Source organism: Nocardia pseudobrasiliensis NBRC 108224 (assembly GCF_001613105.1).
In the GTDB taxonomy this organism is placed as follows: Bacteria; Actinomycetota; Actinomycetes; order Mycobacteriales; family Mycobacteriaceae; genus Nocardia; species Nocardia pseudobrasiliensis.
In genome coordinates, this window is record NZ_BDBS01000009.1 from 142,394 (window position 1) to 158,370 (window position 15,977).

11 protein-coding genes and 1 pseudogene are annotated in these 15,977 nt (G+C 67.1%); 3 read left to right on the forward strand and 9 right to left on the reverse strand.

Annotated elements, in window-relative coordinates; translation table 11 throughout:
- Positions 1 to 18: 18 nt before the first annotated feature.
- Entirely contained in the window at positions 19 to 1,575 is a 1,557-nt protein-coding gene (locus tag NP4_RS10270; protein WP_067995519.1) for an alpha/beta hydrolase family protein, read from the reverse strand.
- Positions 1,576 to 1,759: 184 nt separating this feature from the next.
- Here NP4_RS10270 and NP4_RS10275 point away from each other — a divergent pair, with 184 nt between their 5' ends.
- Positions 1,760 to 1,906: a DUF1059 domain-containing protein gene (locus NP4_RS10275; protein WP_067995947.1), complete on the forward strand. Its 147-nt coding sequence runs from the start codon at positions 1,760 to 1,762 to the stop codon at positions 1,904 to 1,906.
- On the opposite strand, the gene NP4_RS10280 is transcribed toward NP4_RS10275, so the two are convergent.
- The gene (locus tag NP4_RS10280; RefSeq protein WP_067995522.1) at positions 1,893 to 2,483 is read right to left on the reverse strand and encodes a hypothetical protein; all 591 of its coding nucleotides are present in this window, start codon (positions 2,481 to 2,483) and stop codon (positions 1,893 to 1,895) included. The genes NP4_RS10275 and NP4_RS10280 overlap by 14 nt on opposite strands.
- 399 nt (positions 2,484 to 2,882) lie before the next feature.
- Here NP4_RS10280 and NP4_RS43090 point away from each other — a divergent pair, with 399 nt between their 5' ends.
- Together NP4_RS43090 and NP4_RS10290 are read left to right on the forward strand one after the other, a co-directional pair.
- Entirely contained in the window at positions 2,883 to 4,508 is a 1,626-nt protein-coding gene (locus tag NP4_RS43090) for an SH3 domain-containing protein (RefSeq protein WP_082875729.1), read from the forward strand.
- 176 nt (positions 4,509 to 4,684) lie between these two features.
- The gene (locus tag NP4_RS10290; protein WP_067995525.1) at positions 4,685 to 6,199 is read left to right on the forward strand and encodes an alpha/beta hydrolase; all 1,515 of its coding nucleotides are present in this window, start codon (positions 4,685 to 4,687) and stop codon (positions 6,197 to 6,199) included.
- 27 nt (positions 6,200 to 6,226) lie between these two features.
- Here NP4_RS10290 and NP4_RS10295 read toward each other — a convergent pair whose 3' ends face one another.
- The 7 genes and pseudogenes from NP4_RS10295 to NP4_RS10320 form a co-directional block, all read right to left on the reverse strand.
- Positions 6,227 to 6,658 (reverse strand): hypothetical protein, encoded by a 432-nt coding sequence (locus NP4_RS10295; RefSeq protein WP_067995528.1) that lies wholly within the window; start codon positions 6,656 to 6,658, stop codon positions 6,227 to 6,229.
- Positions 6,659 to 6,753: 95 nt separating this feature from the next.
- Positions 6,754 to 9,489, reverse strand: a complete 2,736-nt coding sequence (gene polA, locus NP4_RS10300; protein ID WP_067995530.1) for a DNA polymerase I — start codon at positions 9,487 to 9,489, stop codon at positions 6,754 to 6,756.
- A 54-nt stretch (positions 9,490 to 9,543) separates the two neighbouring features.
- A complete protein-coding gene (locus tag NP4_RS10305; protein WP_245997906.1) occupies positions 9,544 to 11,424 on the reverse strand; it encodes an ArnT family glycosyltransferase in 1,881 nt (626 codons plus the stop codon).
- Between the two features lie 234 nt (positions 11,425 to 11,658).
- Positions 11,659 to 12,354 (reverse strand): ABC transporter ATP-binding protein, encoded by a 696-nt coding sequence (locus NP4_RS42510; protein WP_245997961.1) that lies wholly within the window; start codon positions 12,352 to 12,354, stop codon positions 11,659 to 11,661.
- Between the two features lie 123 nt (positions 12,355 to 12,477).
- A pseudogene (locus tag NP4_RS42515) lies at positions 12,478 to 13,434 on the reverse strand (ABC transporter ATP-binding protein); the annotation flags it as partial.
- Positions 13,431 to 14,855: a branched-chain amino acid ABC transporter permease gene (locus NP4_RS10315; RefSeq protein WP_067995534.1), complete on the reverse strand. Its 1,425-nt coding sequence runs from the start codon at positions 14,853 to 14,855 to the stop codon at positions 13,431 to 13,433. The pseudogene NP4_RS42515 and the gene NP4_RS10315, both read right to left, overlap by 4 nt.
- Positions 14,852 to 15,889 carry a branched-chain amino acid ABC transporter permease gene (locus tag NP4_RS10320; protein WP_067995536.1) on the reverse strand — a complete coding sequence of 346 codons (1,038 nt, stop codon included), beginning with the start codon at positions 15,887 to 15,889 and terminating at the stop codon, positions 14,852 to 14,854. The genes NP4_RS10315 and NP4_RS10320 overlap by 4 nt, the downstream gene beginning before the upstream one ends.
- Positions 15,890 to 15,977: the final 88 nt, after the last annotated feature.

A 15,977-nucleotide genomic window follows, 5' to 3' on the forward strand; every position in this document is an offset into this window, starting at 1 on the left:
CAACCATAGCAGCCCGCGCTAGGGGCAACCCCGGCGCAGATCCTCGCAGTCGTGGCGCGTGCCGTCGGCGAGGGTGATGTCGGTGCGGGAACGGTAGTGATAGGAATACGCGTTCGGATCACGGGACGGATCCACGGCGGCGGTCCCGGCGTCCGCACGCCAGGGCGGGTCGATCAGGCGGTCGTCGGCGCTCGGGTCGTGAGCGAGGTATTTGTCGAACCAGGCCGTGGTGTACCAGGTGATCATGTCGCGCCCGCGCAGCGAGGACGGCAGCAGCCCCACGCTGTCCGCGCCGTCGAAATGGTCGCCGCCGCGCATGATGATCGCCGCCGAATCGACACCGGTTTGCGAGTATGCCAGTGACGCACGGGATTTGGCCAGTGGATCGGGCGCGAGCGCATAGGGCACGGGCGCGACGACGTAGTCGCCGGTCACCGACAGTCCGGGTTTGGTGATCGCCGGGGCCGGTTCGTCGGGTGAGCCGAAGCAGCGGTCGGGAAAACCGTAGCCAGCCGGAATCTGCAGTGCGCCACCGACATTGTTGACCGGGGCGGTGGCGAACGCGACCATCTCGTCCAGCGGCGGCCCGGGCAGGCAGAGAGCGTCGAGGGCCACCACCGCGTTCACCCGCGGGTCGGCCTGGGCGTTCCAACTCGCGGCGATCGCGCCGTAGGAATGCCCGGCCAGCCCGATTCTGCTGGGGTCCAGCATCTCCCACAGCGGGTTGTAAGCGCTGTCGCGCCCCTCGCCGACCCGCCGCTGCTGTTTGGCGGCATGACCGGTCGCGGTGGTGCGACTGGGCCGGGGCTCGAAAGGTCTGTCCGGAGTGGACAGAAAGTAATCCAGCGCGTCGATCTGCCCGTCGTAGAAGCCGAGTCCATTGCCGCCCAGCCCCAATCCATCACCGACGGGCCGATGGGTGCCGTTGAGCATTGCGCCCGTGACGCTTTGGGGTCCGGCCAGGCCCAGGAACGGCATTCCGGCGAAGGCGTCCTCGAGTTCGTCGGGCGTCTCCCCCAGCTGATCCGACATCCCCTCGCCCTGCGGATCGTAGGTGATCACCACATAACCGGCGCGGGCGAGCGCCTGGGCGATGAACCAGTGGGCCTGTTCGAAGGCGAGAATCGAACCGTTGGAGAACACCACTCCCGGCCGCCGCGCCGGACCCTCGCGGGTGGCCCACACATGACCCGACAGCGTCGCGCCCGAGCGCGAGGTGAACAGCACGTGCTCGACCAGCCCACCCCCGGCCCGCCAGCGTTCGACGCCGACCTCGGGATCGATCGGACAGCTCAGCACGAGCGTGCACGAATTCGGATCCGGTCGTCGCTCGGGATCCGCGCGCAGCGCGCTGAGCCGCTGCCCCTGATAGTCGGCCGTGGCCGCCACCAGCCCGTTCACATAGTCCGGCCCGAGTTCGCGGACCAGCGCATCGGTGGTCTCGCCCCAGATCAGCAGATTGCGCGCCTCCGCGGCCGGATCCACCCACGACCCCGGATCACCGCCCGCCGTCGGCGAAACCAGCAGCAGCCCAGTCAGACCCACCGCTCCCAGCACCCGAGCCACACCGCTCATCAGACCTCCAAATACCACAGGTACTCGGAATCTTCCGGTATCCCAAGTTCCGCCGACGATGCCACATCAGCGCCCGACCAGGGGCGTTTTCGGCGGATTTCCACACAGTGCACAACTCGGTGCACGAGCGGCGCATCCCGTGGATGATGGGATGTTGTTGTACCAACTGATGTGGAGAGGCACGATGAAGACCAGGCTCAATTGCCCCTGCGGGGAGTACATCACGGGCGCCGACGAGGATGAGCTCGTCACCAAGACCCAGGCCCACCTCAACGAAAAGCATCCGGGCCACGACTATTCGCGCGACGAGATCCTGTTCATCGCGTACTAGCGACCGGCTGGCGCTCCCACAGCTTCCACATCGTCAACCCGTCGTCGTAGGTGCGCACTCGGTGCGCGGCCTCCCGCAGGGGGCGTCCGATGGTGAGCTGATGGAAAAGCAGCAGCACGGCCACGAAGGCGTCATGGCCCTCCGGGGCGTCGGTGGGGGCGAAGTAGGCGTCCGCCCCGGCGTCCAGGAAGGCTTGTGCGAGTGCGGGTTTGCCGGTGTCGCAGCCGGTGCAGACGACGGTGCTACCGGCCAGGCGCAGATGTCTGCGAACGCGCTTGGGGCCCATGCGATCGGTGAAGGGCTGTTCGGCGGCGATCGGACCGGCGAGTTCGGGCAGCAGAATGCGACCGTCGTCGCCGTGGCAGCTCACGATCACATAGGGCGCCACGATCCGCTCCCCACCCAGTGCGGCGAGCACATGCCGCGGCTGCCCGATCGGCAGATAGTTCACCCGAACGCCGAACTCCTCCAGACCACTTCGCATCCGCAGGGCCGAATTGTCCCCGATATCGAGCAGATCCACCTCGGTCCAGGCGAGCTGACCCTCGATTACGTCTTCGATCCTCGAACGCGGCACCGACCCACAGTAGCCATACCCGCCATCAGCGACGGTCCAGGGCCGATGTCATCCCGAAGCCGATCAGAACGGTCCCCGTCACACCGTCCATGGCGCGGCGACGACGGTGAACGGTGAGCGAGTTCATGATCGAGATCGACACCCTCGGAGCCTGCGGCGGTAACGTCGGCGGCGGTGGAGTCGAAAACCATTGCGGCCAGTGATCTTTCGAATCGCCCCGGTTCGATGATCGTTTAACATACCGGAACTCTTCCGATTTCGCCGCGAGCATCCGCCCGGCCTGCGTCGCCGCGCGGTCGTGTGAAGGCCCTTCTTACCTCGCTCGTCGGTCGTCCGCGCGAACTCTACGGTTGCGGCCGGAAACGAAAAAGAGCGATTTCCGAAGGTGACATAAACGGAATGACATTGCGTAGGTATGTGTTCGCGCGTCGGGGATACCTGGCGATCGCCACGCTGGCGACGTGTACGGCCACGGCGATCGGATGGACGATTGCGGTCGGCCCGGTCCACGCCGCGCCGGGTGACGGTCTCGACGATGCGGTGAAGATCACAGTGGCGGAGGAGCCCGCGCTGGAGGCCAACGCGCCGGAGAAGAAGGACGGCATGGTTGTCGACCGGTTGCGAAGCGACGGCGACTGGGTGTTCGGCGGTGCGACAGTGCCCTCCCCCGAGGAGGATTCGCCCAAATCCACACTCTATGTGGCCAAGCGGCAGGGCAATCGCGATTGGCAGGTCGCGCTGCAGGGCACCGACGAATTCCGCGGCCTGACCGAACAGGCGCCGGAATCGGTGGTGAGCCGGGAGGAGAAGGCGACCCTGGCCGCGCCGACGCCCCGGGCGGATCGGTCCGGGCTGGGGCTGCCGTGGAAACAGGGCGAGTCGTGGTTCATGGGCGGCGGCCCGCACGGCATCAGCGGTAACAGCCGCCCGTTCAACTCGATCGATTTCAATGGCGGGGACGAGCGCGTACTCGCTCCCGCGGCGGGCCGGGTCTACAAGACGTGTGTGCGCAATGGGAGTGCGGAGGTGAAAATCGTTCACCCGAACGGCTATACGACCTCCTACTACCACATGACGAATCTGATCAATGTGAAGGACGGCACCGAGATCGCGGCCGGGACCTATCTCGGCCACACCGGCGTCCAGCTCCCCTGCGGCGGCAGCGCCAGCGGTCCGCATGTGCACATGTCGCTGTATCAGGGCAGTAAGCCGGTGCCGGTGAACGGGGTGAACATCGGCGGTTGGACCTTCCACGAGGGCGGCGGACCCTACGGCGGTTTCGCCGAGCGCAACGGGCAGCGGGTGGGCCCGGGCGGGCGGCTGACGAATTTCGGCGGCGGCGACGCGATCCCGAATCCGGGGCCCAAGCCGGATCCCACCCCGAAACCGGAACCGCCGAAACCCAATCCGGGCCCGAACCCCTCGCCGGTCAACGGCACCATCCGGCCGCAGAGCGGCACGCGCGGGGTCAATCTGCGGTCCGAGCCGAATCTGCGCGCCAAGGTCGTCAGCGTCGCCCGCGACGGTGACAAGGTGAATATCGTCTGCACCGCTCGCGGTGACCGCCTCAATGGCAATTGGGGCCAGACCACGCTGTGGAACAAGCTCGACAACGGCTCCTGGGTCAGCGACGGCTTCGTCGACACCGGCAGCAATGATCCGGTCGCTCCGGCGTGCGGCGGGGACAAGCCCGATCCGAAACCGGATCCCAAGCCCGATCCCAAGCCGAATCCGGATCCGAAGCCGAATCCGCCGGCCCCGAAACCGGATCCGAACCCGGCGCGCGGGACGGTGCGGCCGAATCCCGATCGCTCGCGTCCGGTGAACCTGCGGTCGGAGCCGAGCGTGCGGTCCAGGATCGTCGGCACCGCCCGCGACGGTGACACGGTCAACATCGTGTGCACCGCGCGCGGCGACCGCCTCAACGGCACCACGCTGTGGAACAAGCTCGACAACGGTTCCTGGGTCAGCGACGCGTTCGTCGACACCGGCCGCGACGACGCGGTGGCGCCCGAATGTGAGTGATCCCGGCTGATGTCGGTTGCGAAAGCGGCCCCCGATGGCAACGATGCCGCCGGGGGTCGTTTGCGTGCAGACCCGTGGGGCGATTCGGGGGCTGGCACGATGGGCGTGCGGCCGCGACTTTCCTACTGTGATTCCCGCAGGGTGTCACGGAGGGAAGAAAACGCTTGAGTGGGAAGATGTTTCGGCCACGGGTCGTCCGATGGGCCGTGGCCGCGGCGGTCGCGGGGTTGGTCGCCGGGGTCGGCGCGTGGGAGACCGTATCCGCAGGTCCGGTGGCGGCCGAGGGGCTCGACCGCTTCACCCGGCAGCAGTTGGACTGGCGCGCATGCGACGAAGAACAGCTGGACAGGGCCGGGGCGCGGTGTGCCGATGTGACGGTACCGCTGAATTACGCCGAACCGCAGGGCCGCACCATCACCGTCGCGATATCCCGGATACCGGCCGCCGATGCGGCCCATCGACGCGGGATCATGCTGTCGAATCCGGGCGGGCCCGGCGGATCGGGCCTGGGCTTCGCGCTGAATCTCGGTCAAGGCCTGCCGTCCTATCCCTGGCAGCAGTACGACCTGATCGGCATGGACCCGCGCGGTGTCGGCCGGTCGTCGCGGATCGACTGCCGGTGGCCGGTCGGCACCTACGGACAGTCGGCCGGGATCGATGACGCCGGATTCGCGGAATCGGTTGCGACACAGGCGGATCTGGCCGCACGCTGCCAGGCCGCGGCAGGCGACCGGCTGCCGCACATCACCACCCGCAATACCGCGCGCGATATGGATCTGATCCGCGCCGTACTCGGGGAGGACCGGATCAGCTACTTCGGCCTGTCCTACGGCACCTATCTGGGCGCGGTGTTCACCCAGATGTTCCCGCAGCGCGCCGATCGCGTCGTGCTGGACAGCGCGGTCGATCCCGCCCAGTGGGCGATCGGGACATTCCGCGATATGGGCCCGGCCGACGAGGCCGCACTCGACGCCTGGGCCGACTGGGCCGCCGACCGCGACAGCGAATATCACCTGGGCACAACGCGTTCGGCGGTCCGCGCGGTAGTGACGGACCTGATCGCCACGGCTGCCCGGCAGCCGATCCGGATCGGCGCCTACGACCTCGACGAACACTGGTTGCCGACGGTGGTATTCGACAATGTCACCGATCCGCGCGGCTTCGACGTACTCGCCGCGATGGTGCGCCAACTCGCCGATGCCGCGGCGGGCGTCGCGGTGCGGCCGAGCCCGGAATTGGAAGCGGAGTTGAGCCATCTGCTCGCCGCGACGCCGTCGAGCGAATTCGACGATGCGGGCGCGGCCGTGCGCTGCGGTGACGTCGCCGAACCCCGCGACCCGTCCTGGTATCGGTCCGCGATCGACTCCGCCCGCGCCACCCAGCCGATCTTCGGGCCGCTCGCCAACAACATCTCGCCGTGCGCGTTCTGGCCCGCGCCCGTGGAAGCGCCTACCGCCGTGCGCAATTCGACGCCCGCCCTGATCCTGCAGGCCACCGGCGACCCCTTGACCGCGTATCGGCAGGGCGTCGGCCTGCACCGGGCGCTGACCGAATCGCGCCTGGTGACACTGCGGGACGTGATCGTCCACGGCGTGGTCACCATCGACAGCGCCTGCGTGCGGCAGACCGTCGACGCCTATCTGCGCGAGGGAACCCTGCCCGCCGCCGATCTCACCTGCCGCGCGGACTGATACCCGCGGCGTCGAACCCGAGACCGACTACGGCAGCACGAGACATACCGGTCCGAGCGCGATACCGGTTCCCACCGTCACGGTCGTGACGACGGAGGTCGCGCCCGGATGGTTCTCCTGCACCCGGATCCGATGCTTGCCCTTCTCCGTCGGTGTCCACGTCACGGTCGACCGGCCATCGGTGTCGGTGGCCAGATACGACGGGCTCAACGTCCGAGTCGTTGCGCCCGAATCGGTTTCGTCGGTGAACATGATGGCATCGTCGGGTGGGGCGAAGGCCGTCACCTTGTAGGAGCATCCGGTGCCATACGCGGTCGAACTACCGAAACTCAGGCCGGGCGCGACCTCGACCTTGGTGATCGAGGTGTCCGCGACAGCCACGGGCGCGGCGAGGACCGCGGCGGCGACCAAGGCCCCGGCCGCCACGGCCCCGGACGCGATTCTGCTGGCAGTGATCATATCGAAATATCCCCTCGCGCAACGGTTCTCCGTGCCCCGACCATGCCGAGACTGCCATATACCGCGATCCGTTGCGCGCCCGGACTTTCCGGGGCTCAGTGCGCGGCCGAATCCCAGCTGCGCCCCACGCCGACCGAGACCTCCAGCGGAACCGACAGCTCGATCGCCTTCGACATATGTTCGCGGGCCAGCGCTTCCAGCGCCTCGCGCTCACCCGCGGCGACCTCGAAGACCAGTTCGTCGTGGATCTGCAGCAGCATGCGCGATTTCAGGCCGGAGGCGTGGACGGCGTTCTGCACATTGATCATCGCCACCTTGATGATGTCGGCGGCGGTGCCCTGGATGGGCGCGTTGAGGGCCATACGTTCGGCGGCCTCGCGGCGCTGGCGATTGCTGGAGTCCAGATCGGGCAGGTAGCGGCGGCGGCCGAACAGGGTTTCGGTGTAGCCGACCTTGCGGGCCTGATCCACCGCGTCGTTGAGATAGTCGCGGATGGCCCCGAAGCGGCTGAAGTACACCTCCATCTGCGCCTTGGCCTCCTCGGCGCTGATCTTCAGCTGCTGGGACAGCCCATAGGCCGAAAGACCGTACGCCAGACCGTACGACATGGCCTTGATGCGGCGGCGCATCTCCGGATGGACTTCGGAGATCGGGATGTCGAACGCCTTGGACGCGACGAAGGTGTGCAGATCCTCACCGGAGTTGAACGCCTCGATCAGGCCCTCGTCCTTGGACAGATGCGCCATGATGCGCATCTCGATCTGGCTGTAGTCGGCGGTCATCAGCGATTCGAAACCCGCGCCGACGACGAAGGTGTCGCGGATGCGACGGCCGGTGTCGGTGCGGATCGGAATGTTCTGCAGATTCGGTTCGGTCGAGGACAGTCGACCCGTCGCGGCGATGGTCTGGTTGAAGGTGGTGTGAATGCGGCCGTCGTCGGCGACCGACTTGAGCAGGCCGTCCACGGTCACCTTCAACCGGGTCGCGTCGCGGTGGGCGAGCAGATGTTCCAGGAACGGATGCTCGGTCTTCTCGAACAGCGATTCCAGCGCGTCGGCGTCGGTGGTGTAGCCGGTCTTGGTGCGCTTGGTCTTCGGCATCTCGAGCTCGTCGAACAGCACGACCTGCAGCTGTTTGGGCGAGCCGAGATTGATCTGCTTGCCGATCACCTCGTAGGCGGCATTGGCGGCATCGGCGACCCGACCGGCGAATTCGGATTGCAACGCCTCCAGCTCGTCGACATCGACGGCGATGCCCGCGTCTTCCAGCTCGGCCAGCACGCCCAGCAGCGGCAGCTCCATCTCGGTGAGCAGCTTGGTGGATTCGATGCCCCGCAGTTCGGAATCGAAGGCGTCGGCCAGATCCGATACCGCACGCGCGCGCAGGATTTCGGCCTGGGCGAGTTCGGCGTCGACCTGTTCGGAATCGTCGAGCAGCGACAGCTGGGTGTCCTCGGCGGCTTCCACCCGCAGCTCGCGCGACAGATAGCGCAGCGACAGATCGTCGAGGTTGAAGGTGCGCTGGCCGGGGCGGACCAGATAGGCCGCCAATGCGGTGTCGCTGGTCAGTCCGCGCAGTCGCCAGCCGCGGCCCCGCAGCGCGTGGATGGCGGATTTGGCCTCGTGCACCGCCTTCGGCGTCGCGGGATCGGCCAGCCAGGTCGCGAGCGCCTGCTCGTCCTCGGGGGTCAGGCTCACCACATCGAAGTAGCCGCCCTCGCCGTCGGCCGCCGAGATCGCGAGCGCCTTCACATCGCCGTGCGCCGGAATGCCGGTTCCGACCACCGAGATACCGTGGCGCGCACCCGCTTTCGCATGTTCGGCCAGCCAGTCGCCCACCGCGCCGGGTTCGATCGCGCCGCCGCTGATCTCGAAACCGCCCTCGGCCTCGGGCTCCGGCGGCGCCAGCGTCTCGAACAGTCGATCGCGCAGCACCCGGAATTCCAGATCGTCGAACAGGCGATGGATCTTGTCCCGATCCCACGGCTGCTGGGCGAGTTGGTCGGGGGTGTAGGGCACGGGGACGTCGCGGACCATCTCGGTGAGCTGACGATTGAGCACCACGCTGGACAGGTTGGCGCGCAACGCGTCTCCGACCTTGCCCTTGACCTGATCGACCCGATCGACCAGCGTGTCGAGATCGCCGTACTCGCGAATCCACTTGGCGGCCGTCTTCTCCCCGACACCCGGAATGCCGGGCAGGTTGTCGCTCGGATCGCCGCGCAGCGCCGCGAAATCCGGATACTGCGCGGGGGTGAGGCCGTACTTCTCCTCCACCGCGGCCGGGGTGAAGCGGGTGAGCTCCGAAACGCCCTTGCGCGGATACAGCACGGTCACATCGTCGTTGACCAGTTGGATGTTGTCGCGGTCACCGGAAACGATCAGGACCCGGAACCCCTCGGGCACGGCCTGGGTGGTGAGGGTGGCGATGATGTCGTCGGCCTCGTAGCCCTCGATGGCCATGACCGGGATGCCGAGCGCGCCCAGCACCTCCTGGGTGATCTCGACCTGACCGCGGAATTCGTCGGGCGTGGTGATCCGGTTGGCCTTGTACTCCGGATACGCCTCGGTGCGGAAGGTCTTGCGGCTGACGTCGAAAGCCGCGGCCACATGGGTGGGCTTCTCGTCGCGCAGCAGGTTGATCAGCATCGCGGTGAACCCGTACACCGCGTTGGTCGTCTGCCCGGTGACGGTTTTGAAGTTCTCCGCGGGCAGCGCGTAGAACGCGCGATAGGCCAGCGAATGCCCGTCCAGCAGCAGGAGGGTGGGCCTCTCACCGGAGGCTGCTGCGGGCACGCTGCTCTGACGCTGATCGGTGGTGGCTGGGGTCACGGCACAGAGTCTATGTATCGGCACCGACAACCTGCGACGCCACCACCGCAGCGGCTATCGAATCGGTGTGCTCAGGTCGTAGACCGCGACGCCGCCGATGCGTTCGACCGCGTAGTGCGCGGCCACCCAGTCGGCGATATCGCGATGCGAGGCCTGCGACCACGGGGAGGTCACCACGGGTGCGGAGGGGTCGTAACGCCAGGTCGGAGGCAGTCGCATCTCCTGGGTCACATAGAAACCGATGCGGTGGTCGCGAACCAGTTCCTCGAAACGATCCAGCGTGGGCACGGGATCGTCACCGGCGAATCCGCCGATCGCCATGACCGCGGTGTGGCTGGCCAATTCCATCGCCGCGGCGATGGAGGAGCGTTCGACCGCGGCCGACCAGCGCGTGTCGGAGTGACGCAGGCGCTCGACGATGCGCGGATCGGTGAACGCCGTGCCGTCGGCGAAATTGCGCATCTGCCCCTTGATGATGGCCTGGAATCCGGTTTCCGGCGGAGGCGGCGGGCCGACGACGGGACTGCGCCCGGTATGGGCCTGCGGCAGGGTCGCGGCGGCATAGGCCGTGGAGCCGCCGAGCCCGGCGATCAGCCCGACCACGACCAGCACCGCGGTGGCCGCCGCGCGCGCCCGATCGAACGAACGCACCAGCGCGACCACGAGCAGACCCAGCGCCGCCGCGACCGCGACGCCGAGCACGATCCAGCGCAGCGACGGCTGCCAATCGGCATTGCGTTGCAACACAAGGAAACTCCACGCGCCCGCGGTCAGGATCAGCGTCGCCGCACCGATCCGTCCGAACGCTTCGGCGCGTCGCCGCCACAGCTCGGCCACGCCGACCGCGAGCGTCCCCGCGACGGCCGGTGCGATGGCCAGCGAGTAGTAGGCGTGCTCGGCCGATTTCATCGAACTCAGCGCCGCGCCCACCAGAATCAGCCACGAGCCGAACAGCAGTGCGGCGGCACGGGTTCGGTCGGTGCGTGGGGCGCGCCAGCGCGAGGCGAGCACCAGCGCGAATGCCACCAGCGCGGCGGGCGCCAGCCAGGAGATCTGGAAACCGCTCTCCCCCAGGAACATTCGGGTGGGCCCGGCCGAACCGAAGTCGTTGAAGCTGTTGAGCAGTTTGGGCGGCACCCGATAACCGGGCGGCAGCGGCGCTTGTCCGCCGGACTGCTCGTTACCCAGGAAGCGCCCGAAACCGTTGTAGCCCAGCACCAGATCCATGAACGAGTTGTCGTCGGATCCGGCGATATAGGGTCGCGACGAGGACGGCCACACGATGGTGAGCAGTACGTACCAGCCCGAGGACACGACCAGCGCGACCGCGGCGACCACGAGATGGCGGATCCGCCGACCCAGGGCGATCGGCGCGGCCACCAGATAGACCAGTGCGAGCGCGGGCAGCACCAGCAGCCCCTCGAGCATCTTGGCCAGGAACGCGAACCCCAATGCGACACCGGCCAGGACCAGCCAGCGCGCATCCGCCCGGGGCAGCGCGCGGATGACGCAGTAGGCGGCCGCGGTCATCAGCAGCACCATCGCGGCATCGGGATTGTTGAACCGGAACATCAGCGCCACCACGGGCGTCACCGCGAGGGTCGCGCCCGCGAGCAGGCCCGCGCCCGCATTGCCGGTGGCCCGGGTCACGGCCGCGTAGAGCAGCGCGACCGCGGCGACGGCCATGAGCGCCTGGGGTACGAGCATGCTCGCGCTGGAGAATCCGAACAGTCGCCCGGACAGGCCCATCACCCACAGCGCCAGTGGCGGCTTGTCGACGGTGATGAAGTCGGCGGGATCGACCGAACCGAACAACCACGCCTTCGTGTCGCGGGTGGCCGACCACACCGCGCCCGCGTAGAAGTTGTTGGCCATTCCGCTGTCGGTGATTCGCCACAGATAGACCGCCGCGGTGGCGACGAGCAGGGCGGCCAACCCGATACGCCTGGTCAGGCGTCCAGATTGAGGGGTCGGGGAGGACGGACTCGGGTCTACCGCAGGGTCGGCCCGGGGTTTCTCGACGACTGAAGCTTCCACTTGGAAGAGTGTCCCAAGGTGACCATACGGTCGCAACAGCTACCGGTCGGCATTCATATCGCTTTGATCACATGATCACCATGTTTGACGCGTGATCCCGGGCGCTGAGCACCCGGGATCGCGCATCGGACATCACGCCACGCCGAGATAGGCCGACTTGACGGCCGGATCGGTCAGCAGCTCCCGTCCCGAACCGGTCTTGGTGACCTCACCGGTCTCCAGGATGTAGGCGCGATCGCTGCGCACCAGGGCCTGCTGGGCGTTCTGCTCGACCAGCAGCACCGTGGTGCCCTGTGCGTTGATCTCACCGATGATCCGGAAGATCTGCTGAATCACCATGGGCGCCAAGCCCATCGACGGCTCGTCGAGCAGCAGCAGCTTCGGCCGGGCCATCAGCGCCCGCGCGATGGCCAGCATCTGCTGCTCACCGCCGGACAGGGTGCCGCCGACCTGCTTGCGCCGCTCGGCCAGCCGCGGGAACAGCTCGAAGACCCAGTCGAGGGTTTTGGCGTAGTCCGTGCGCTCCTTGAAAGGCCGTGCGTGACAACCCATGTCGAGGTTCTCCTGCACGGTCATACCCGGGAACACACCGCGACCCTCGGGAGCCTGGATCAGACCCGCCACCACCCGCTCGTGCGCCTTGACGCGGCTGATGTCCTTGCCCTCGAACAGGATCCGGCCGCGCGTCAGCGGCAGCAACCCCGACAGCGCACGCATGGTGGTGGTCTTGCCCGCGCCGTTGGCGCCGAGCAGGGTCACCAGCTCGCCCTGGTCCACACGCAGCGAAACCCCGTGCAGGGCTTGGATTCTGCCGTAGTTGACGACCATGTCCTCGATGAGCAGCAGCGGCTCGCCGCTGGGCTCGGGCACGGCGTGCAGCGGTGCGGGCTCGGTGTCGCGCTCGGAGACCTGCATCGCGATCTCCGCCACGGCCTCGGTCGAGGTCGCCTCGGCGATCTGGTCGTCGGCCACGCCGAGGTAGGCGGCGATGACGGCGGGATCGTCACGGATCTCGTCGGGCAGGCCGTCGGCGATCTTGCGGCCGAACTCGAGCACCACGATACGGTCGGTCACGCCCATGACCAGGCGCATATCGTGTTCGATGAGCAACACCGTGAAGCCGTCGTCGCGGATCTTGCGGATCAGATCCATCAGCGCCGACTTCTCGCTGGGATTGAATCCGGCGGCCGGTTCGTCCAGGCACAGCAGTTTCGGCTCGGTCGCCAGCGCGCGGGCGATCTCCAGTCGGCGCTGATCGCCGTAGGAGAGGTTGCGCGCCTTCTCCACCGCGCGCGGCGCGATGCCCACGAATTCCAGCAGCGCCATACCGCGCTCGATGGCGTCACGCTCCTCGCGACGATGCCGCGGGGTGCGCAGAATCGCGCCCGGCACCGAGGTCTTGTGCCGGGCGTCGGTGCCGACGACCACATTCTCGAGCGCGGTCATCTCGCTGAACAGCCGGATGTTCTGGAATGTGCGGGCGATGCCCAGGCGGGTGATCTCGTTGCGCTTGGTCTTGGTCAGCGGTTTGCCGTCGAAGTAGACCGTGCCCGCCGACGGCCGATAGACGCCGCTGATCGCGTTGAAACAGGTGGTCTTTCCCGCGCCGTTGGGTCCGATGAGGCCGAGGATCTCGCCGCGGCGGATCTCGAAACTCACATCGTCGAGCGCGGTCAGGCCGCCGAAGCGCACCGTGAGACCGTCGGTGCGCAGCAGCGACTCGCCCATCGCGGTCTGGATATCGCGCTGTGGGGCAACGACTTCCGCGACCGTCCCGGCATCGGCGAGTTCGGGGATGACCGCGGTGACGTCCACCTCCCCCGCAGCCCGCACCCGTTCGGTGTCGGCGTAGCCCGCGGCCATATCCTCGTTGTCGAACAGCGCGCCACCGGCGCCCGGCCCGGTCATCGGCCCGCTCCGATCGGTCCGGGTTCGGCAGGTCGCCGAACCGCCTGGAATACCTGTCTGCCGAAGGTGAGCAGTTTCTGCCGCACCGGGAACAGGCCCTGCGGTCGCAGAATCATCATCACCACCAGGGCGACACCGAAGTAGAGATACTTCAGGTCGCCGAGGGACTGCGCCCCGCCCTTGCGGAACAGCAGCACGCTACCGAGCAGCAATGCCGCCATCACGCCGGTGATCACCATGCCGGTGATCACCCCGCGCCGCGGCCAGTGCGACATTCGCGCGCCCCGGAACCGGTAGAGCAGATACAGCCCGACGAAGATCGCGACATCGACCAGCAGGTAGACGTAGCCGGTCGTCTCGTCGGAGGTGATCTTCACCGAGGCCAGGCGCGCGGGCAGGTACGCGATGATGAACGCGCCGGCCAGCACCCCGAGTTTATTGCCCTGTCCGCCGATCACGACCGCGCACAGGAACAGCATCGAGTTGACCACGTTGAACTGCGTCGGATTCACGAACTGCACCTGTCCGGCGTACATCGCGCCGGAGATGCCGCCGACGGCGGCGCCGATGGTGAAGGCCCACAGCTTGTATTTGAAGGTGGGCACGCCCATGATTTCGGCGGCGTCCTCATCCTCGCGGATGGCCACCCACGCCCGGCCGACCCGGCTGCGTTCGAGATTGCCGACGATCAGCAGCATGACAATGATCAAGATCATGCCGAACCAGTACCAGTAGGTGCCGTATCCGGCGCGGTCCAGCGGATTCAGGCTCGACGAGTCGCCGCCGTTGCCCGCGGAGAACCAGCCCTTCGGCTTGTCCGCCGATTCACCCAGATGCGGATAGGCGACCTCGGACAGGCCGAGGCTGCCATTGGTGATCTCGTTCAGATTGTCGGCGAGCAGTCGCACGATCTCACCGAAGCCGAGGGTGACGATGGCCAGATAGTCACCGCGCAACCGCAGCGTCGGTGAGCCGAGGATCAGTCCCGACAGCGCGGTCACCACGACCGCCAGCGGAAGACAGGCCAGCCAGGCCCATTTCGGATCCAGCCAGCCGCCCGCGGTCTGATTCCACGGGCTGTTCTTACTGGTGAGCAGCGCCACGGTATAGGCGCCGACGGCGTAGAAGCCGACATAGCCCAGATCGAGCAGACCAGCCTGGCCGACAACGACATTCAGGCCGATGGCCACCAGGCAGTACATCGCGACCTGGGCCATCACGAGGCCGAAATTGTAACTGGGAGTGTCGATTCCGGGCGGCGGGAACAGCGGCAGCAGCGCCAGCAGGGCCAGCACCGGAACACCGACGCCCCACTGCGCGGGCCTACTCAGCCCCTCCCACCAACCACGCAGCGAATCGCCGAGGCCGTGCCGCGAACTCTCCTGCGGCTCAGCGGGTTTTGTAGTGACGGTGACACTCATGCCCGCGCCCTCCCTAGACTCTCACCGAGGATGCCGGTCGGGCGGATCATCAGCACCAGCACCAGCACCACGAACGCGACCACGTCGCGCCACTGGGTGCCGAACAGGATCTGGCCGTACTGTTCGACCACGCCCAGCAGGATGCCGCCGAGCAGCGCGCCGCGCAGATTGCCGATGCCGCCGAGGACCGCGGCGCTGAATGCCTTGATGCCCAGGATGAATCCGCCTAGATAGATGACGCCGTTGGGCACCTTGAGCGTGTACAGCAGCGCCGCCCCGCCGGCGAGTACCCCGCCGATGAGGAAGGTCAGCATGATCACCTTCTCCCGCGAGACGCCCATGAGCGTCGCGGTATCGGGATCCTGGGCCACCGCGCGGATGGCGCGGCCGAAGCGGGTCCGATTGATCACGATCTCGGTGCTCACGGCCAGTGCCACGGCGGCGAGCACGATGATGATCATGACATTGGTGACCGAGGTCCCGAGGAAGCGGAACTGCTCGATCGGCTCGACCAGCCGGATCGGCTGCTGGGCATTGGTGCCGCCCAGATCCGGATCGATCTTCGGCAGGATGAAGTGCACGAATTCCTGCAGCACGAACGACATTCCGATCGCTGTGATGAGGAAGCTCAGAGGTCGGGCGCCGCGTTTACGCAGCGGCCGATAGGCGATACGTTCCAACCCGACGGCCGCGCCGCCGGACACCAGCATGCCGATGATCATCGCGGCCACCAGATATACGCATGTCAGCAGGATTCCCTGCGCGTAGGCATCGGGTGCGGCGGCGAAACCCAGCAGCATCAGTCCGATCAATTGGCCGAACATACCGAGCATGAATACCTCGGAATGCGCGAAGTTGATCAATCGCAGTACGCCGTAGACCAGGGTGTAGCCCACAGCGACCAAGGCATAGATCGACCCATAGGTCACTCCGTCGACGGTCAGTCGCCAGAAGTTATCGATCAGACCGTGATAGTCGAATCCGATCGAGGCGCCGACCAGGTGTACCGAGTCGGCTAGCGCGGTTGTGGTCATACTTTTCTCAAACCCTCATTCACCGAGCCTGACGAAACAGCACGTGTGGGGCCGATAAACTCCGGCAGCTTCCCCACACGTGCTGTTT